Genomic DNA, 18,866 nt, shown 5'->3' with positions numbered 1-18,866 from the left:
CCTGACGATGCGTCCCCCGCCCCGCCCGGGTCAACTCCGTCCGTCATGCGGACCGAGTACCTCCGGGGCATCGGGGAGCAGCCGGGGCGGGGCGGGAAGGAGAAGTCACTTGGCGACGACGACGTAGCGGGTGTCCTCGTCCTCCTCGTCCTCCTCGTCCTCCTCGTCGCCCTTCTCCTGTCCGGACAGGTCCACCCGTACGCCCGCCGGTTCGAGGGCCTCCCGGACCCGCAGCACCATGGCGTCGCCGAGGTGGTGGTGCAGGTCGAGAGCGCGCAGGTGGGTGAGCGGCTGACCGCTCAGCAGGGCCGCGGCACCCTCGTCGCCGAGCGCGCCCGTCGACAGCCGGAGGGACACGAGCCGGGCCACCGCCGGAGCGTGTGCCACCGGGCGGAGACGCCCCGTCCGGGAGGTTCCGGCCGAGGCGTCGGAGGTGTCGACGGGCGAGGGGCGGGCACCAGGGCGGGTACCGTCCCCACCGGCGAAGCCCTTCTCCGCCCCGCTCCTACCTCCCGAGGCCCCGTGCGACGACTTCTTGCCCGTCTCTGGCGGCTTCTGCGCCCCGTTCAGAGCCGCGTCATGTGGTTCCTGAACGCCAAGTTCGTGGTCGGGGTGACCGGCGTCGTGCGCGACGACGAGGGGCGGGTCCTGCTGCTCCGGCACCGGATGTGGCCACCGGGCCGCCAGTGGGGCCTGCCGAGCGGCTTCGCGCACAGGGACGAGGACTTCCGGCAGACCGTGGTGCGCGAGGTCAAGGAGGAGACCAACCTCGACGTGGAGGCGGGCCGCCTCGTGATGCTGAACAGCGGTTTCCGCACCCGCCTGGAAGTGGCCTACGAGGCCCGCCTGCTGGGCGGCGAGCTGCGCATCGACCCCTTCGAGATCCTGGAGGCGCGCTGGTGCCGCCCGGACGACCTGCCCGAGGACATCCAGCCGGTGTGCCTGCCGCTGGTACGGGGCGAGACCACGCCCTGACGGCCGCCGTCGTGCCCACCGCACCGGCTCGTCCGAGCACTCCCGGGACGGACCGGCCGCGAGTGCTCACGGTTTTTCCTCCAGTGCCTCCGCCAGCACCTCCGCCAGGTGCCTGCCCCGCACCCCCGCCAGTTGCTCCAGCTGCGTCCGGCACGAGTAGCCGTCAGCCAGGATCACCGTCCCGTCCGGTGCCTCCCGTACCGAGGGCAGGAGCTGATCCTCCGCGCAGGCCACGGACACCTCGTAGTGGCCCTCCTCGAAGCCGAAGTTGCCCGCCAGGCCGCAGCAGCCGCCGGACAGTCCGCCGGTGAGGCCGGCGGCCTCGCGCAGGCGGCGGTCGGGGCCCTCGCCCAGGACCGCGTGCTGGTGGCAGTGGGTCTGGCCGGTGATGGGGCGGCTCAGGTCCGGCGGGGTCCAGTCGGGGGCGTACTGCTCCAGGGTCTCCGCGAAGGTGCGGACCCGCGCGGCGAGCCGTGCCGCGCGGGGGTCGTCGTGCAGCAGTTCCGGTGCGTCCGTGCGCAGGGCCGCCGCGCAGCTCGGTTCCAGGACGACGACCGGGGCGTCCGTGGCCAGGACCGGCTCCATGAGGTCGAGGGTGCGGCGCAGCACCGCGCGGGCCCGGTCGAGCTGGCCCGTGGAGATGTACGTCAGCCCGCAGCAGACCCGGCCCCTGCGGGCCACCAGCAGCCGGAGCGCCGACCGTGAGCGGCCGTCCCCCACCGGGCGCCCGTCCGGTCGCAGCGTCGGAGGCAGGGACACCCGCAGACCCGCCGCCTCCAGGACCCGTACGGCGGCCCGGCCCACGGAGGGCGAGAGGTGCTCGCTGAAGGTGTCCGGCCACAGGACCACCAGGGTTCCGTCGCCGCCGGGAGACACGGCGGTTCCTCCTGGGGACACGGCGGTTCCCCGCCCCCGCCACCACCGCGTGAACGTCTCCCCTGCCACGCGCGGGATCTCCCGCTCCCCCGCGATCCCGCCCAGCCGCTTCGCCACCCGGGCGAGCGGGCCCACCGAGGCCAGGACGTTGACCACCCCCGCCGACCTGGTCCGCGCCACCCAGCCCAGCCACACCGGCAGCCGTCCCATCGCGTAGTGCGCGGCCGGGCGGCGACGGCCGGCGTAGTGGTGGTGGAGGAACTCAGCCTTGTAGGTGGCCATGTCGACCCCGACCGGGCAGTCCGAGCGGCAGCCCTTGCAGGACAGGCACAGGTCCAGCGCGTCCCGCACCTCCGCGGAGCGCCAGCCGTCGGTCACCAGCTCGCCGGCGAGCATCTCGTGCAGCAGGCGGGCCCGGCCGCGCGTGGAGTGCTCCTCCTCGCCCGTCGCCCGGAAGGAGGGGCACATCACCGCCGGCCCCGACGCCGAGGCCGTACGGCACTTGGCGACGCCCACGCAGCGGCGGACGGCCGCCGAGAAGTCACCGCCGTCGGCCGGATACCCGAAGGCGACGTCGACCGGCTCCCTCGGCAGGACGGAGAAGCGGAGGTTCGCGTCCAGGGGATGGGGGCGCACCAGCATCCCCGGGTTGAGCAGGTCGTCCGGGTCCCAGACGCCCTTCACCCGCTCGAAGAGGGCCACCATGTCCGGGCCGTACATGCGCGGCAGCAGTTCGGCGCGCGCCTGCCCGTCGCCGTGTTCGCCGGAGAGCGATCCGCCGTGGGCGACGACCAGGTCGGCGAGTTCCCCGGAGAAGCTCCGGAAACGGGTGATGCCCGGCGTGGTCAGCAGGTCGAAGTCGATCCGGACGTGGATGCAGCCGTCCCCGAAGTGCCCGTACGGGGCGCCGCGCAGCCCGTGGGCTGCCAGCAGGCCGCGGAAGTCCCGCAGGTAGGCACCGAGCCGGGCGGGCGGCACCGCGCAGTCCTCCCAGCCGGGCCAGGCCTCGGTCCCGTCCGGCATCCGGGTCGCCGTGCCGCTCGCGTCCTCCCGGATGCGCCACAGCGTGCGCTGCCGGGCCGGGCCGGTGACCACGAGGGAGTCCGAGACGTCCGCCGCGCGGACGATCCTCTCCGCACGCGCGCGTGCCTCCCCTTCCGTGTCCCCGCCGGTCTCCACGAACAGCCAGGCTCCCCCGCGCGGGAGGTCCGCCGCGGACGGCACCAGGTCGGCCGCCATGCCCTCCACGGTCAGCGGCCCGTGCTCCAGCAGTCCGGCCGCCGCCTCGGCGGCCCCGGTCTCGTCGGCGTACGCCAGCACGGCGAGCGCACGCGCGCGGGGCGCCCGTACGAGGTCCACGACCGCTTCCGTCAGTACGCCCAGCGTGCCCTCCGAGCCGCAGAGGGAGCGGGCGACGTCGGCACCGTTCTCGGGCAGCAGGGCGTCCAGGGCGTATCCGGAGATACGGCGGGGCAGCTCGGGGAAACCGGTGCGCAGGCGGGCCGGTTCGCCGCCGACCAGTTCCCGCAGTCCCTCCGGCGCCCCGGCCCATCCCCGGCCGGGGCGCAGTCGCTCGCCCCGCGGGGTGACGACCGACAGCTCGCGGACGCTGTCCGCCGTCGTGCCCCAGGCGACGGAGTGCGAGCCGCAGGAGTTGTTGCCGATCATGCCGCCGAGGGTGCAGCGGCTGTGGGTGGAGGGGTCGGGGCCGAAGCGCAGACCGTGCGGGGCGGCGGCCTCCTGGAGCCGGTCGAGGACGAGGCCGGGCTGGACGACGGCCGTGCGCGTCTTCGGGTCGAGGCTCAGCAGACGGTTCATGTGCCGTGTGAAATCGAGCACCACGCCGAAACCGGTCGCCTGCCCCGCGATCGACGTGCCGCCGCCGCGCGGCACCACGGGGACTCCGTGCGCCCTGCACACCGCCAGGGCCGCCGCCACGTCGTCGGCGTCCCTCGGGGACACGACACCCAGCGGCACCCGGCGGTAGTTGGAGGCGTCCATGGTAGTGAGCGCCCTCGCGGTGGTGCCGAAATCCACCTCGCCACGCACGTCCGCGCGCAGCCCGGCCCGCAGTTCCCGGAGATCCGTCATGCCTTCAGGATGCCCCCGTAAGGGCGGCCCCGCGGTGACCGCGCGGCGTACCGCGCGGCCCGCCGGCCGACGGCGCGCTTGTCCCGAGGTCGGGTCAAATCCTGGAAACGGAACAGGAGTGTTCCCAAATGGATCACGAACTCCCCTATAGTGACCGCGGGTTGTGCACCCGTGACGGCTCCTGTTCGTACAGTGGCGTTCGAGCGGGGCCGGGCAGTCGAGCACGTGGACGGCCGCTCGCGTGCGGCCGAGCACGTGGTCGGGCGGCTACACGGGCGAGCGGATGCCCGGCGACCCGGGTGCCGGAGGCCGTGTGCTGCCGGAACCGCCGAACCGCCCGAAGGCCGCGCAGGCCGAACGGCACACGACCACGAACGGACCGCGGACCGACCGAGGACCCGACCGAGGACCTGACTGATGACCTCCCCCCTGCTCCCCGGCGACCGGCCCACGCCCCGTAGCCTGCTGCCCGTCCCCCTGCTTACCCTGGTGCTCGCCGCGGGCACGGTCGCCGTCGCGGTGACGCTGGGACCGGAACCCGCACGCGGCGCCGTCGGGACGACCGGGACGGTGGCGGCCCTGCTGCTGTGTGCGGCGGTCACCTGGGCCACCCACGCCGTCCTGTCCGCGCGAGCGCTCCGCACGCGGCTGGGAACGGCCCACGCGGACGTCGACCGGCTGATCCAGGAACGCACCCGGCAGGCCGAGGAGTACCGCCGCCAGCACGAGCGGCTGACCGGCGAACTGACCCGGGAACGGGCCCGCCTGTCGGCCGAACTGGACCAGGAGCGGGCCCACCTCGCACAGTCCCTGGCCGCGGAACGCGATCGACTGAACGAACACCACGACATCGCCACCGCCCGGTTGGCGCAGGATCACGCCGCCGAGCGGGCACGGCTCACCGACGACCACATCGCCGAACGGGCCCGGCTCACCGGGCAGCACACCGCCGAGATCACCCGGCTCACGGACGACCACGCGGCCTCGCTCGCGAGGCTCGCCGACGAGCACGCCGGGGAACTGCGCCGACGCGAGGAGGAACACGCCGCCCACACCGCCGCGTTGTTTCAGGAGCACTCCGCCGAGCGCGACCGGCTCCGCGAGGAACGTGACCGGCTGGGCGAGGAGCGGGAGCGGCTGTCCCGGGACCGGGAACGCCACATCGACGAGAACGCCCGGCTCGCCGTCCGGCTGCGCGAGGCCAACAGCGCCCGCGCGGCCGCACTGTCCGCGACCGCCAACGCGGCCGGCCGGATGCAGGCCCTGTCCACCGGCATGCTCGCGGACCTGCGCGCGATGGAGGACAAGCACCACGACGAGGAGATCCTCGCCGACCTCCTCCACCTCGACCACCGCACCGCGCAGGCGGGCCGGCTCGCCGACTCCGTCGCCGTCCTCACCGGCGCCCGCTCCGGGCGCCGCTGGGCCCGGCCGATCAGCATGGAGTCGATCCTGCGCGGCGCCATGGGCCGGATCAGCGGCTACCGGCGGGTCCGCGTCCACTCCGCCACCGACGTCGCCGTCGCCGGGCACGCCGCCGAGGGCGTGATGCACGCGCTCGCCGAACTCCTCGACAACGCGGCCAACTTCTCGCCGCCGACCGCCGAGGTCCACGTCTACGTGGAGGAGGTGCCGGCCGGGGTCATCGTCTCGGTCGAGGACAGCGGGCTCGTCATGGGCGAGGCCCAGCTGCGGCGCGCCGAACGCGCGGTCGCCGGCGAGACGGCCGGGCTCGGCGGCCTCACCGGCACACGGCTCGGTCTGGCCGTGGTGGGCCGGCTGTCCCGGCGGTACGGACTCCGGGTCTCGTACCGCCCCTCGGCCCGCGGCGGCACGGGCGTCCTGGTGCTCGTACCGCAGGACCTCCTCGTACAGCAGGACGCGCCCAAGCCCTCGCTCCCCCGCACGACGGTCCCGGCGGCCCGTACCGCCACGGCGGCCACCACCGGCAGCGGCACCCCGTCCGGCACCGCGACGCACACCCGGTCCGCCCAGCCGCCCACCGCCGCCGGGCCGGAGACCCCCGTGGCCGGGCAGCCGCGGACTCCGACGGCCACGGGCCCCGGGCCCTCCACCGCGGACGGCCTACCGCAGCGCCGTCGCGCCCAGCCGGCCGGCACACCGGCGGCCCACCCCGCCGACGGGACGGCCCCGGAGACGGACCGCAGCACCCCGCGCGAGGGGCCCGGCACCCAGGAGGTCCGGGACGTCCGGGACACGCACGCCGTGCCCCGGACCGAGACGGACCGGGAGGCGCCCGGTCCCTCCTCCACGCCCAGCCACTCGTACGCGGCGTCCCGCGCGGCGGCCGACCTCGACCCCGACCCGGTGCCCACCCACGAGTCCCCGGGCACCGGCAAGGCCACCGGCGCCGGCGCGGACACGGCCGAACCCCCGCTCGTCCTCCCCCGTCGCAGCCGCGGCCGGGCCCTCGCCGAGGCCGAGCGCGCCCGCTCCCAAAGCCGTACCGCCTCCCCGCGCCAGGCGCCGCCCAGCGCCGAGGAGACGAAGGCCCGCACGGCCCGCTTCAGCAGCTTCCGCCAGGCCGTACGCGCCACCCCCGCACACGGCACGGCCACGCATGCCACGGTCCCGGACGCAGCCCCGGGAACCGAAGCCGTCGAAGCCACCGGAGACGCCCCGTCCGGGGCCACCCCGCACGCCACCCCCACCACTCCCGCGACCCCGGAAGGCGACACCACCTCATGACCGGCACGACGACCGCCGACGAGAAGCTCACCTGGCTGATAGAGGGCCTGCTGGAGCGCACGCCGGGCGCGCGGCACGCGCTCGTCCTGTCCAGGGACGGCCTGAAACTGTGCCGCAGCCCCGAACTCTCCGCCGACCAGGCCGACCAGCTCGCCGCGATCGCCGCGGGCATCCAGTCGTTGTCGCACGGCGCGTCCGTGGAGTTCGGCGACGGCAGCGGAGGCGTCCGCTCGGCGATGACCGAGTTCTACGGCGGCGTGCTGTTCATCGTGGAGGCCGGCCAGGGCGCGCATCTGGCCCTGGTCACCAGCGAGGACGCCGACGCCGGGCTCATCGGGCACAACATGAGCGAGCTCGTGGAGCAACTCGGGGACCACCTGACCGCTCCCCCGCGCAGCTCATGAGCAGGCCGGGCAGGGACGACGCACCCGATCGTCTGTACACCGTCACAGGCGGGCGCAGCCGGTCCGGGGCCGACAACCCCTTCGACCTGGTCACCCTGGTCGTCGCCGAGTGCGATCCGGTGCCCGGCATGCAGTCCGAGCACGCCGCGATCCTGCGGCTGACCGAACGGCCCACGGCGGTCGTGGAGATCGCGGCCGAGCTGAAGCTGCCGGTGAGCATCACCCGCGTCCTGCTCGCCGACCTCCAGGCGTCGGGTCGCGTCAGCGCCCGTCACCCCCGCAAGGCGGCCCTACCCGACCCCGACATCCTGGAGCAGGTGCTCGTTGGACTCCGCAACCTCTGAGACGTGTACGCCGTCCGAGACACGTACGCCGCTGGGCGCGTCGGCCGACAACGGCCTCAAGATCGTGGTCGTGGGCGGCTTCGGTGCCGGCAAGACGACGATGGTCCGCTCGGTGAGCGAGATACGTCCGCTCAGCACCGAGGAGACGATGACCAGGGCCGGAGAGGCCGTCGACGACATCAGCGCGGTGAGCGGCAAGACCGCGACCACCGTGGCGTTCGACTTCGGCCGCATCACCCTGGACCGGCACAACGTGCTGTACCTGTTCGGGGCACCGGGGCAGGAGCGCTTCTGGTTCCTGTGGGACCGGCTGTTCTCGGGCACGCTGGGCGCGGTCGTCCTGGTCGACACCCGGCGCATCGACGACTCCTGGTACGCCATCGACCGGCTGGAGAAGCACGGCACGCCGTTCATCGTGGCCTGCAACGACTTCGGCGGTCCCGCCTTCGCCCCGCAGCAGATCCGCGAGGCACTCGACCTCGACCCGCACGTACCGCTGGTCACCTGCGACGCGCGGTCCCGGGAGTCCAGCAAGCTGGTGCTGATCACGCTGGTGGAGCACGTCCAGGCCCTCTACGCCGACCAGGCCCGAGTCTCCCGTCAGGAGCTGGTGTGAGCCCTGCCTCCGTCCCCAACGTCGTCCACTTCGGCGGCCCCCTGCTCCAGAACGACCCGGCCGGGGCGTACCGGAAGATGCGGCGCGAGCACGGCAGCGTGGTCCCGGTGCTGCTCGACGGCGGCGTACCGGCCTGGCTGGTGCTCGGCTACCGCGAACTGCACCAGATCACCGGGGACCCGGTGCTGTTCAGCCGCGACTCCGAGCTGTGGAACCAGTGGGACGTCATCCCCGACGACTGGCCGCTGCTTCCGATGATCGGCCGTAAGCAGCCCTCCATCCTCTACACCGTCGGCGAGCGGCACCGCGAGCGGGCCGGGATGCTGGCCCACGCGCTGGAAGCGGTGGACCCGTTCGAACTGCGCGGGTACACGGAGAGGTTCGCCGACGAACTGATCGACGGCATCTGTCCCCAGGGCTTTGCCGACATCATCGGCGAGTTCGCGATGCTGCTGCCGGTACGCGTCCTGGCCCGGCTCTACGGCTTCTCCGACGAGCAGGGGCCGGCGCTCGTCACCGCCCTCAACGACATGATCGACGGGCGGGAGCGGGCGCTGGCGGGGCAGACCCACCTGTTCACGTCGATGACCGAACTGGTCACCGCGCGCAGGAAGGAACCCGCCGAGGACGTGGCGTCGCGGATGCTCGCCGACGCCTCCGGGTTCACCGACGAGGAGATCGTCCAGGACCTGATGGTGATGATGGCGGCCGGGCACCAGCCGACCGCCGACTGGATCGGCAACTCCCTGCACCTGATGCTGACGGACCAGCGGTTCGCCGCGTCCCTGTTCGGCGGCCGCAACAGCGTCGCCGAGGCGATGAACGAGGTGCTGTGGGAGGACACTCCCTCGCAGAACGTGGCCGGCCGCTGGGCCTCCCGCGACACCCTGCTGGGCGGCCGCCGCATCCGCGCCGGCGACCTGGTGCTCCTGGGTCTCCAGGGCGCCAACTCCGACCCCCAGGTGCGGCCCGACGGTTCGGCCCTGACCGGCGGGAACAGCGCGCACTTCTCCTTCGGCCACGGGGAGCACCGGTGCCCGTTCCCGGCACAGGAGATCGCCGAGGTGATCGCGCGGACCGGCATCGAGGTGGTCCTGGACCGGCTGCCGGACATCGACCTCACGGTGCCGGCCGCGTCCCTGACCCGCCGCCCGTCGCCGTGGCTGCGCGGGCTGTCCGAACTCCCGGTCACGTTCACACCCACTCCCGCCCATGGAGGCTCGCACCTATGACGGCTGGTACGGACACACAGACACCCGCGCCCGGCACCGGGGGGAACCCGATCCCCCTGGACCCGTTCGTCACCGACCTCGACGCGGAGAGCGCGGCGTTACGGGCCGCGGGCCCCCTCGCCCGGGTGGTGCTGCCGGGCGACGTGCCGGTGTGGGCGGTCACGCACCACGCCGAGGCGAAGAAACTGCTCACCGACCCCCGGGTGGTGAAGGACATCGGCGTCTGGGGCGCCTGGCAGCGCGGCGAGATCGCGAACGACTGGCCGCTGATCGGACTGGCGAACCCGGGCCGCTCCATGCTGACCGTGGACGGCGCCGACCACCGCCGCCTGCGCACCCTGGTCGCCCAGGCGCTCACCGTGCGCCGGGTGGAGCGGATGCGCGAGCGGATCACGGAGCTGACCGAGGGCCTGCTGGACCGGGTGGCGAAGGAGCGGGGCCCGACGGTCGACCTGAAGGCCCTGTTCGCCTACCCGCTGCCGATGTACGTGGTCGCCGACCTGATGGGGCTCGCCGAGGAGCGGCTGCCGCGGCTGAAGGAACTGTTCGAGAAGTTCTTCTCGACGCAGACCCCGCCCGAGGAGGTCGTCGCGACACTGACCGAACTGGCGCAGGTCATGACGGAGACGGTCGCGCACAAGCGGGAGAACCCCGGCGACGACCTGACGTCCGCGCTCATCGCGGCGTCCGAGAACGGCGACCGGCTCACCGACCAGGAGATCGTCTCCACGCTCCAGCTGATGATCGCGGCCGGTCACGAGACGACGATCTCGCTCATCGTCAACGCGGTGGTCAACCTCTCCCTCCACCCCGAGCAGCGGGCCCGGGTGCTGTCCGGCGAGGTGGACTGGTCGGCGGTGGTCGAGGAGACCCTGCGGTACTCCACGCCCACCTCCCACGTACTGATCCGCTTCGCCACCGAGGACGTACCGGTCGGCGACGCCGTCCTCCCGGCCGGGGAGGCGCTGATCGTGTCGTACGCCGCGATCGGCCGGGACGAGCGGGCGCACGGCCCGAGCGCCGGCGTCTTCGACATCACCCGCGAGAGCGCCAACCGGCACATCGCCTTCGGACACGGCCCGCACGTGTGCCCCGGCGCGGCCCTGTCCCGTCTGGAGGCGGGCGTGGCCCTGCCGGCCCTGTACGCGCGCTTCCCGAAGCTGGACCTGGCCGTCGGGGCGGAGAAACTGCGCAACAAGCCGATGGTCACGCAGAACGACCTGTACGAGCTTCCGGTCACGCTGGGCTGACCCGCCCGGGGCCGCACCGCTGGACGGACGTTTCCCGCCCGTCCAGCGGTGCGACCGCCCCTCGGATCCGCGTCTCAGCCGACGGACGAGGTTTCACCGGGGTTTCCCGGAGCCGCTAGGCTCCCGTCGTGGCTGAGATCCGGATTCCTGCTGACATCAAGCCCGCCGACGGTCGTTTCGGTGCGGGTCCCTCCAAGGTGCGGACACAGGCGCTGGACGCGCTGGCCGCGACCGGCACGTCCCTGATGGGCACCTCCCACCGCCAGGCCCCGGTGAAGAACCTGGTCGGCGAGGTGCGCGAGGGCGTCCGCGAGCTGTTCCGGCTCCCCGACGGCTACGAGGTCGTTCTCGGCAACGGCGGCTCCACCGCGTTCTGGGACGTCGCGGCCCACGGCCTGATCGAGAACAGGTCGCAGCACCTCGCCTTCGGCGAGTTCAGCTCCAAGTTCGCCCAGGCGGCCAGGCTCGCCCCGTGGCTCGCCGAGCCGACCGTCGTCGCCGCCGACCCGGGCACGCACCCCACGCCCGCCGCCGAGGCCGGCGTGGACGTCTACGCGTTCACGCACAACGAGACCTCCACCGGCGTCGCCATGCCGATCGAGCGGGTGCCCGGCGCCGACGAGGGCTCCCTGGTCCTCGTGGACGCGACCAGCGGCGCCGGCGGCCTGCCCGTGGACATCGCCGAGACGGACGTCTACTACTTCGCCCCGCAGAAGTCCTTCGCCTCCGACGGCGGCCTGTGGATCGGCGTGTTCTCCCCGGCCGCGATCGAGCGTGCCGAGCGGATCCACGCGTCCGGCCGCCACGTCCCGGAGTTCTTCTCGCTGCCCACGGCGATCGACAACTCCCGCAAGAACCAGACGTACAACACCCCGGCGCTGGCCACCCTGTTCCTGCTGAACGAGCAGCTGAAGTGGCTCAACGGCCAGGGCGGCCTGGACTTCGCCACCGGCCGCACCAAGGACTCGTCGACCCGCCTGTACGGCTGGGCCGAGGAGTCGAAGTTCGCGACCCCGTTCGTCACCGACCCGGCGAAGCGCTCCCAGGTCATCGGCACCATCGACTTCACGGACGAGATCGACGCCGCCGCGGTCGCCAAGGTGCTGCGCGCCAACGGCGTCGTCGACACCGAGCCGTACCGCAAGCTCGGCCGCAACCAGCTCCGCGTGGCGATGTTCCCGGCGGTCGACCCGGCGGACGTCGAGGCCCTGACGAAGTGCGTCGACTATGTGATCGGACAGCTGTAGCCGTTCCCCGGCACAACGACGCAGGGCGCCCGGCGGTGATCCGCCGGGCGCCCTGCGTGTACCCGATGCCTACGCGAACTGGCGGAGAAAAGCCTGCCAGCTCTCGCGGGAGACGGTGAGCAGGGGGCCGCCTTCACACTGCTTGCTGTCACGGACGGCCGGGCCGCCTGGGGCCGTTTCGGCGACCTCGACGCAGTTGCTCTCCGCCTGGGAGTAGGACGACTTCCGGAAGGGGCCTATAACCTCGGTCACGATGCGTCTTCCTTCAAACTCCGCAGTAGGCTCCGGATGAGCCTCGCGCTCGCGTCCGGCGCCAGTGCCGACGATCGTAGTAGGTCGTACATATTGGCGTAAGCGGTGAGGTCTTCCGAACCCTCGAGGACCGGCGTCCCTCTCAGGTTCTCCAGGGCCACCGCTTCCACCACCGGCTCGGAGTCGAAGCTGAACGTGGAAAAGGCAGACGTCACCGCTCCGAGCACGCCCGTACTGGACGGCAGCACCTGCACGGTGACGTTCTTCCGCTGGGCGATCTCCAGGATCGCCGCGAGTTGCTCCCGATGAATCTCGACGCGCACCAGCGGACGTGCGACGACTGACTCCCAGAGGATGGCGGAGTAGGTTGCCCCACCCTCCTCGATCTTCGACTGCCGTGCCTCCCGGACCTTCAGCAACTGGGCAACCCGGTCCGGGGCGATGTAGTTGGGGCTTCCCGCCGTGATCTCCTCGGCATAAGCCGGGGTCTGCAAGAGCCCTGGGACGAGCACCGGTTGCCACTCCCGGATGTACGTCGCGTCGTCCTCCAGCGCGATGTGGTCGAGGTAGTCCGGGCGCAGGTGCGCCGCGTGCTCCAGCCACCAGCCCTGTTCCTTGGAGTGCTTGGCCAACTCCTCGAGTTTCGCTCGCGCTTCCGGGTCCGTGACACCGTACGCGTCCAGCAGCAGCCGCACCTCGATGACGCGCGCGGTGACGTGTCCGGTCTCAAGTCGGCTGACTCTGGCCTGGCTTGACGCGATGACCTCGGCGGCCTGCGGCTGGTCGAGCTTGGTGGCCAGCCGGTACTGCCTCAGCGCCGTACCCAGGCGCCTGCTGCGCACCGTCGGCCGTCCACCTGCGGGCATGAGACCTCCCTCATCCGAACGCAACGATGCCACACGGGCCGTCAGCTCCGAAATTCCATCACTCGATCGAGTGGACAACTGAATGCATTCACTTGAGAGCATTGCATCCGCCCTGATTTCAGCCCTACCTTCACGCCATGCCCTCAACCGACACCTTCCGCATCCCCAAGCACAGGTGACACGTGTCAGCGGCTCGGCGGCGTTTACGCGAAGCCCTCGCGGACTGGGGCGTCGCGGAGGAACTCACGGACACCGTCGTCCTGCTGACGAGCGAGCTGGTCACGAACGCCGTGCTCCACTGCCGTGTCTCCTGCGCGCAGGTCCGCGTCACCCTCACCCTGGACGGAGCCGAACTGGTCCTCGAGGTCACCGACCCCGACCGGGACCGGCTCCCCCGGCCGCACCGCCCGGCACCCGGCGGAGAAGGCGGACGCGGACTGACCCTCGTGGAGGCGCTGGCCGACGCGTGGGGATGCCGGCAGGAGCCGTACACGAAGTGCGCGTGGGCCCGCTTCACACTCCCGGAGACAACGAGGGCTCATGCTCCGGCGACTTCTTGACGCACTCCCCCGTCGGCGCTCCCGGAGCGCGCCGCTGAACGAGGTGAACGACCGGGACCCCGTGGATGAATCCAGTGGGGGCTGTGGCGAAGTCCTACCGGCGGTTGTCACAGCACTGGCTTCCCGAGCACGGTACCGATGGCATCGTGTGGCTCGACACGGATGGTGCCTGGAAACGCAGAAACCCCCGGCACACCGGGGGACTATGAGAGCAAGATCCTTTGAGTGCTCTCCAGAGAACGCATAGGACCTTGCCTGCCCAGCGTCGCGCCACCTGAGCCAGACAGCAAGCCATCCAGCCACCGTGTGGACACGTGACCGAAAGCTCCCCCTCCGTGAGGACCACTTTCCCCGTAGAGCCGGAAATCCGCAGGTGGAAGCACCAGCTGCCCCATACAGGCAGCGTATCGGCGACGGGTGAATCGGACCTTTCCTGGAACTCACGCCCCCTGGCATCAGTCGTACGGCCTGCGTCGGCAGGAAACCCGGCACCGTGTACGGAATACTGTGCCGGGTCCTGATCAGACGTCGCTCACGTCGCCTCGCAGCTCACGCCCGGTACGCTCCCGCCGCCGGGTGTCCCCCCGAAGCCGAAGCTCGCCGACGCACCCGCCGCGAGCGCTCCGTTGTGTCCGGCGTTGACGGCGGTGACCGTCGCCCCGGACTGGGTGTAGGAGGCGTTCCACATGCTGGTGACCCGCCGGCTCCCGCTCCAGGTCCACGTCACCTTCCAGGAACTCAGCGGCAAGGTCCCGGTGTTGGTGACCTTCACCTCGGCGTTGAAGCCGCCGCCCCAGTCGCTGCTGACGGTGTAGGCGGCGGCGCACTCGGCCCCGTCACCGGGGTCGCCGGGGTCACCCGGATCGCCGGGGTCGCCCGCCGCGAATCCCGGCGCCTTGATGCCCGCGAGGTACCCGTCCTTCACCGTGTCCACGGTCGTCCAGTCGTCCTTGAGGATCCCGCCGGTGTCACCGGAGTTGGGGTTCCAGGACCAGAAGGTCCAGTGGAAGCTGTCGGCCCCGTGCTCCGAGGTGGACCGCAGGTACGACACCAGTGCGGACAGCCACCGCTGGTCCACGCCCGACTGGAGGGTCGTGCCGAACTCGCCGAGCCAGACGGGGGCGATGTCCTGCTTGAAGACGTAGCCCCAGTACCTGTCCCAGATCCCCGGCATGTTGGCGGGGAAGGAGGGGTCGCCGAACCAGGGCTGCTGGGCCACGCTGGTGGCGTAGTCGTGGGCGGAGTAGACGAGCCGGTCCGGCACGTCCAGGCGGACCGGGTGCTCGGCGACGCCCATCAGGTTGCCGCCCCACCAGCCGTTGACCCCGTTGTACGACTGCACGCCCTCGACGAAGACCAGCAGTTCGGGGTTGACGGACAGCACCGCGTTACCGGCCCGCTCGGCGGCCAGCCGCCAGTCGCGCGCCGTGTCGCCGCAGCCCCAGCAGGCGGGGTCGCGGGGCTCGTTGTGCAGGTCGATGCCGATGACGGTCGGGTCGCCTGCGTAACGGGCGGCGAGTGCCTTGAGGTTGGTGATCCACGTCGCCTCGGGGACCGCGTCGGTGTACCAGAGCGCGGACTGGGCTGCCGCGTCCGGACGGTGCCGGTCGAGCACGATCTTCAGGCCCGCCCGCCCCGCGTGCGCCACGATCCGGTCCAGCACCTGGAGCGAGGTCAGGCCCCGCAGGTCGGTGTTGATGCCGTCGTGGCTGATGCTGTCGGGCAGGGTGCCCGGCCTGAGGATGTCGTCGCTGTAGGGGACGCGGACGGTGTTGTAGCCGAGGGACCTGATCTGGTCGAGCATGCCCTTGTAGTCGCGGGCCCACAGGCCGTGGGCCACGTGGACGTCGGTCTCGAAGCCGAACCAGTTGATGCCGGCGAGGCGTACGGGCTGCCCGGACGCGTCCAGGATCCGACGGCCGTCGGTGTGCCAGTACCCTTCACCGGCCGCCGCCGTACGGGCCGTGCCGTCGCCCGGCTCCGCCGCGCCGGCCGACTGCACACCCGCCAGCGGTAACAGGAACGCCGCCACGGCCACGCACAGCACTCTTCGCAAGCTGCGGAACATGTCGCTGCTTCCTCTCGGAGGGGCGGGCCCGGAACGAATGGGAGCGCTCCCACTACCCCGCGTCCTCCATGCAAGCCATGCCACATGAACACGTCAAGAAGGCGGACGGTATTCACCTCTCGAACACCGCCCGCCCCGTGTCCGCCTCATGCCCGCGTCACACCCGGTCAGCCGCTCACCGGCTGAGCCGCTGGAACCTCCGCACCGCGAGCGGCAGGAAGACCGCCGTCAGGACGAGCGGCCACACCCCCGCCATCAGCAGCGCGTGCTGTTCGACCCAGGAGTCGCCGCCGCCGACCGGCGTACCGCCGCCATCCGTGGCTGCTGGAGGTCAACCAGTCCCGCCCGATCCTCGGCCCGAGCGCGCTCGACGGCATGGAGAAGGTACTCACCCGGATCAAGCCGATGAACCTGTCCGACCCCGAACTGGTGTCGGCGATCGTCATGATCGACGGATACGTCGTCGGTGCCGCCCGCACCCAGCTGTACGGGGCGGAGGCCGAGCACCGCTCGGGAGTGACGGACGCGCAGTTCTGGGAGGCACAGCGGCCGGCCCTGGAGAAGGCCATGCTCAGCGGACGCTACCCCGTCCTGGCCTCGCTCTCCGAGGACACCTTCGGCTCCGACTTCGACCACTTCGAGTTCGGACTGCAACGCATCCTGGACGGCCTGGAAGTCCTCGTGACCGCCCGCACCGCGAAGGGCGCCCCGCCGTCCGCCCCGGCGGCCGGGCCGGACCGGTCAGCTCCGCCGGAACAGCCGGCGTAGCCCGAGCAGGACGGCCCCCACGACGACCACCCCGACCACCCCGACCCCGAGCCCGTCCCCACCGGCCCCGTCCTCCCCGTCCGCCGCCGAGCCCCCGCCCCCGGACGACTCCCCGCCCCCACCACCGGCGCCGCCGCCGGGCACCTCCCGGGACTCGACCGGGCTCTGTTCGCCCTCGCTCCCGTACATCAGCCGGGAGCCGTCGGCGGAGTAGCTGACGGACTCGCCCTGCCCCGCGAGCGGCACGCTGAGCCGCCCCTTGCGCTCGATCTTCCCGTCCGTGGCGTCGTCCCAGGCGTACTGGATGCCGCCGAAGTACGACCGGACGGCGAGTTCCCGGCCGTCGGGGGAGAAGGCGGCGTCGGTGGCCCACAGGTCGACGGGGGCGACCGGCCGGAAGACGTTGCCACCCGAGGCGGAGAGCTCGGCGGGCCCTTCGTACAGGTGCCCGCCCTCCTCCTTCTTGTCGACGATGTAGACGCGCCCGGTCTTCGGGTGCACGACGAGGGACTCGGCGTCGCGGGCCCCGTCGGAGTACGTGACGACGTACTGCGTGGCCCGCACGGTCTGGTCCCGCAGCTCCTTCGGCTCGGGCAGCTCGTAGATCCACACGTGGGGCCAGGTGCCGCCGAGGTTGTCGCCGATGTCCCCGACGAAGATCCGGTTGTCCGGCCCGATGGAGATGCCCTCGACGTCCCGGGGACTGCCGACCCCGGTGAAGGTGATCCGGGCGACGGTCTCGCCGGTCGCGCTGTCGACGGCGTAGAGGTGGGCGCCGTCGTCGCTGTCGTTGTGGGTCCAGTAGACGCCCTGGTGGAGCCGGGAGGCGGCGAGCCCGCTGGACTCGGTGATCCGCGGGTCCCGGATCGTGAAGGACTCGTTCCCGGCACCCACGTCGTCGCCGTCGGCGGCGGAGGCGGGTGCGGCACCCGCCCCGAGGAGGAGGGTCGCGGCGAGCAGTGCGAAGGGTCGGCGCATGACCCAAGACTGCCACCACGCCGCGCAGTTCACTGCGGGGGACCAGGCGGTCCGCGGCGGAGGACCAGGCGGTCCGCGGCGGAGGACCGAGCGGTCCGCGCCGGGGGACCGAGCGGTCCGCGCCGGGGGACCGAGCGGTCCACGGCGGGTGGCCGGACTCACATCGCGGTGGCGGGGCGGATCATCCATGATGATCCGATGCTCAGGTTCATGCCCGTCGGCGACTCGATGACCATCGGGAGCGCGGGTGAACACACCTGGCGCTACCGCCTGTGGCAGCACCTGTGCGCGGAGTACGGCGGCCCGTTCACCCTCGTCGGCCCGCGCGAGACGCTGCACGACCAGCAGACGGACGCCCCCACGTCGTACGCCTACGCCGACCCGGACTTCCCGCGCGGGCACCTGGCCGGCTGGGGCGAGGGCTGGCACCACATGGCACCGCTGATCGGCGAGGCCGTCCGGACCCTGCGCGCCGACGTCCTCCTGGTCTCCCTGGGCCTGATCGACCTCGGCTTCTACACGAACGCCGAACAGACCGCGGACAACGTCGCCTCCTTCGTCGCCGAGGCACGGACGGCCAACCGGCGCGTCCGCCTGGTCCTGCTCCCGGTGATCCCCAACATCCGGGCGGAGGCCGACCCGGACTTCGCCGCCCAGGTCACCCGCTTCAACGAACTCCTGGCGAAGGCGGCCGCCGACCTCGACACCCCGGCCTCCCCCGTCCTGCTGGCCACCCTCCCGTCCGCGTACGACATCCACACCGACACGTACGACGGCACCCATCCCAACGCGAACGGCGAACACAGGATCGCGGAGGCCTTCGCGGAGGCGATGCACCGGGGCTGGGAGCTGGGCGGGCCGTACACCGCGGCGTAGCCGCCGCCAGGGAAGACCCGGCACCTGCGCACAGCCCCATGTCCCGACCACCGTGCGTATCGTTGTACCGCGCGGCCGCACTCGTCCATGGGGCGGCCGGGGAGGAGTGCCACGATGACCGTCGTAGACGACAGGATCGCCATGGCCGACGCCAACACGCAGCGCTTGGACGAGTGGTTCGAGCGGCTGGAGCGGATGCCCGTCCCCGAAGGATTCAGGGTCGAGATCGTCGGGGGCAACGTCTACATGACACCGCAGCGGGACACTCACTGGGGGATCACCTTCAAGATCGCAAGGGCTGTCGAAGACCGGTTCGGGAAGGGTGCCAAGGTCTTCTCGGACGTCCGCATCGACTTCCCGGGGCACGAGAACGGCCTCTGTCCCGACGTGGCCGTGCTCCGAGCCTCCGCCGAGAAGGACGACGAGGGCCGCTGGCGGTACGAGGATGTCGAGTGCGTCTTCGAGGTCATCTCCGAGGGCACGGCCGCCAACGACTACGGTCCGAAGAAGGCCGCCTACGCGACCGCCGGGCTCCCTCTCTACGTCATCGCCGACCCGTACCAGGGACGGTGCTACGTCTACACCGACCCCAAGAACGGCGACTACGTCACGAGGACGAGGGTGGACTTCGGCGACACCGTCGACCTGACGGGCACCGTGGCCGACCTGACCCTCGGGACCGACGACTTCCCCCGCGACTGATCCCGCTCCCCCGCCCCGGCCCGCTTGCCTGGAGGGCACTCCAGGACGTTGG

At 72.1% G+C, this 18,866-nt stretch carries 16 protein-coding genes and 3 pseudogenes; 12 read left to right on the top strand and 7 right to left on the bottom strand.

What is annotated here, in order from left to right:
• Positions 1-105 precede the first annotated feature (105 nt).
• Positions 106-387: pseudogene (locus tag HUV60_RS19035) on the bottom strand (STM4015 family protein); the annotation flags it as partial.
• A gap of 135 nt (positions 388-522) precedes the next feature.
• On the opposite strand from HUV60_RS19035, the gene HUV60_RS19030 reads away from it, so the two are divergent.
• Positions 523-975 (top strand): NUDIX hydrolase, encoded by a 453-nt coding sequence (locus HUV60_RS19030; protein WP_257848456.1) that lies wholly within the window; start codon positions 523-525, stop codon positions 973-975.
• 66 nt (positions 976-1,041) lie between these two features.
• Here HUV60_RS19030 and HUV60_RS19025 read toward each other — a convergent pair whose 3' ends face one another.
• Entirely contained in the window at positions 1,042-3,942 is a 2,901-nt protein-coding gene (locus tag HUV60_RS19025; protein ID WP_257848454.1) for an FAD-binding and (Fe-S)-binding domain-containing protein, read from the bottom strand.
• A 417-nt stretch (positions 3,943-4,359) separates the two neighbouring features.
• On the opposite strand from HUV60_RS19025, the gene HUV60_RS19020 reads away from it, so the two are divergent.
• The 7 genes from HUV60_RS19020 (at position 4,360) to serC (ending at position 11,744) form a co-directional block, all read left to right on the top strand.
• On the top strand, positions 4,360-6,651 hold the full coding sequence (locus HUV60_RS19020; protein ID WP_257848453.1) for an ATP-binding protein: 2,292 nt from the start codon (positions 4,360-4,362) through the stop codon (positions 6,649-6,651).
• Positions 6,648-7,055, top strand: coding sequence for a roadblock/LC7 domain-containing protein (locus HUV60_RS19015; RefSeq protein ID WP_042169093.1), 408 nt, complete (start codon positions 6,648-6,650; stop codon positions 7,053-7,055). Before HUV60_RS19020 ends, HUV60_RS19015 begins: the two co-directional genes overlap by 4 nt.
• Positions 7,052-7,399: a DUF742 domain-containing protein gene (locus HUV60_RS19010; RefSeq protein WP_042169091.1), complete on the top strand. Its 348-nt coding sequence runs from the start codon at positions 7,052-7,054 to the stop codon at positions 7,397-7,399. Before HUV60_RS19015 ends, HUV60_RS19010 begins: the two co-directional genes overlap by 4 nt.
• Positions 7,380-8,015, top strand: coding sequence for a GTP-binding protein (locus HUV60_RS19005; protein WP_042169088.1), 636 nt, complete (start codon positions 7,380-7,382; stop codon positions 8,013-8,015). The genes HUV60_RS19010 and HUV60_RS19005 overlap by 20 nt, the downstream gene beginning before the upstream one ends.
• Complete coding sequence (locus HUV60_RS19000; protein WP_257848452.1) at positions 8,012-9,247, top strand: cytochrome P450; 1,236 nt, start codon at positions 8,012-8,014, stop codon at positions 9,245-9,247. The genes HUV60_RS19005 and HUV60_RS19000 overlap by 4 nt, the downstream gene beginning before the upstream one ends.
• The gene (locus tag HUV60_RS18995; protein ID WP_257848451.1) at positions 9,244-10,497 is read left to right on the top strand and encodes a cytochrome P450 family protein; all 1,254 of its coding nucleotides are present in this window, start codon (positions 9,244-9,246) and stop codon (positions 10,495-10,497) included. Before HUV60_RS19000 ends, HUV60_RS18995 begins: the two co-directional genes overlap by 4 nt.
• 128 nt (positions 10,498-10,625) lie before the next feature.
• On the top strand, positions 10,626-11,744 hold the full coding sequence (gene serC / locus HUV60_RS18990) for a phosphoserine transaminase (protein WP_257848450.1): 1,119 nt from the start codon (positions 10,626-10,628) through the stop codon (positions 11,742-11,744).
• 69 nt (positions 11,745-11,813) lie between these two features.
• Here the strand turns inward: serC and HUV60_RS18985 are convergent, their stop codons facing one another.
• The gene (locus tag HUV60_RS18985; RefSeq protein WP_042169081.1) at positions 11,814-11,996 is read right to left on the bottom strand and encodes a DUF397 domain-containing protein; all 183 of its coding nucleotides are present in this window, start codon (positions 11,994-11,996) and stop codon (positions 11,814-11,816) included.
• Positions 11,993-12,862, bottom strand: coding sequence for a helix-turn-helix domain-containing protein (locus tag HUV60_RS18980; protein WP_257848449.1), 870 nt, complete (start codon positions 12,860-12,862; stop codon positions 11,993-11,995). The genes HUV60_RS18985 and HUV60_RS18980 overlap by 4 nt, the downstream gene beginning before the upstream one ends.
• Before the next feature lie 182 nt (positions 12,863-13,044).
• Here HUV60_RS18980 and HUV60_RS18975 point away from each other — a divergent pair, with 182 nt between their 5' ends.
• Positions 13,045-13,422, top strand: coding sequence for an ATP-binding protein (locus HUV60_RS18975; protein WP_257848448.1), 378 nt, complete (start codon positions 13,045-13,047; stop codon positions 13,420-13,422).
• Positions 13,423-13,954: 532 nt separating this feature from the next.
• On the opposite strand, the gene HUV60_RS18970 is transcribed toward HUV60_RS18975, so the two are convergent.
• Positions 13,955-15,490 (bottom strand): cellulase family glycosylhydrolase, encoded by a 1,536-nt coding sequence (locus HUV60_RS18970; RefSeq protein ID WP_257848447.1) that lies wholly within the window; start codon positions 15,488-15,490, stop codon positions 13,955-13,957.
• Positions 15,491-15,665: 175 nt separating this feature from the next.
• Positions 15,666-15,815 (bottom strand): annotated as a pseudogene (locus HUV60_RS33965) (ABC transporter permease); the annotation flags it as partial.
• Between HUV60_RS33965 and HUV60_RS18965 the strand changes: the two are divergent.
• Positions 15,794-16,258 (top strand): annotated as a pseudogene (locus tag HUV60_RS18965) (TetR/AcrR family transcriptional regulator C-terminal domain-containing protein); the annotation flags it as partial. The pseudogenes HUV60_RS33965 and HUV60_RS18965 overlap by 22 nt on opposite strands.
• Here the strand turns inward: HUV60_RS18965 and HUV60_RS18960 are convergent.
• Positions 16,232-17,236: a WD40 repeat domain-containing protein gene (locus HUV60_RS18960; protein ID WP_257848446.1), complete on the bottom strand. Its 1,005-nt coding sequence runs from the start codon at positions 17,234-17,236 to the stop codon at positions 16,232-16,234. The pseudogene HUV60_RS18965 and the gene HUV60_RS18960 sit on opposite strands and share 27 nt — an antisense overlap.
• A gap of 198 nt (positions 17,237-17,434) precedes the next feature.
• Between HUV60_RS18960 and HUV60_RS18955 the strand changes: the two genes are divergently transcribed.
• Together HUV60_RS18955 and HUV60_RS18950 are read left to right on the top strand one after the other, a co-directional pair.
• The gene (locus tag HUV60_RS18955; protein WP_257848445.1) at positions 17,435-18,112 is read left to right on the top strand and encodes a GDSL-type esterase/lipase family protein; all 678 of its coding nucleotides are present in this window, start codon (positions 17,435-17,437) and stop codon (positions 18,110-18,112) included.
• 114 nt (positions 18,113-18,226) lie between these two features.
• On the top strand, positions 18,227-18,814 hold the full coding sequence (locus HUV60_RS18950; RefSeq protein ID WP_257848444.1) for a Uma2 family endonuclease: 588 nt from the start codon (positions 18,227-18,229) through the stop codon (positions 18,812-18,814).
• Positions 18,815-18,866: the final 52 nt, after the last annotated feature.

It is taken from the genome of Streptomyces sp. KMM 9044 (genome assembly GCF_024701375.2).
In the GTDB taxonomy this organism is placed as follows: domain Bacteria; phylum Actinomycetota; class Actinomycetes; order Streptomycetales; family Streptomycetaceae; genus Streptomyces.
Note: the sequence above shows the minus strand (reverse complement) of the source record. Positions and strands in the feature narration are given on the sequence as shown.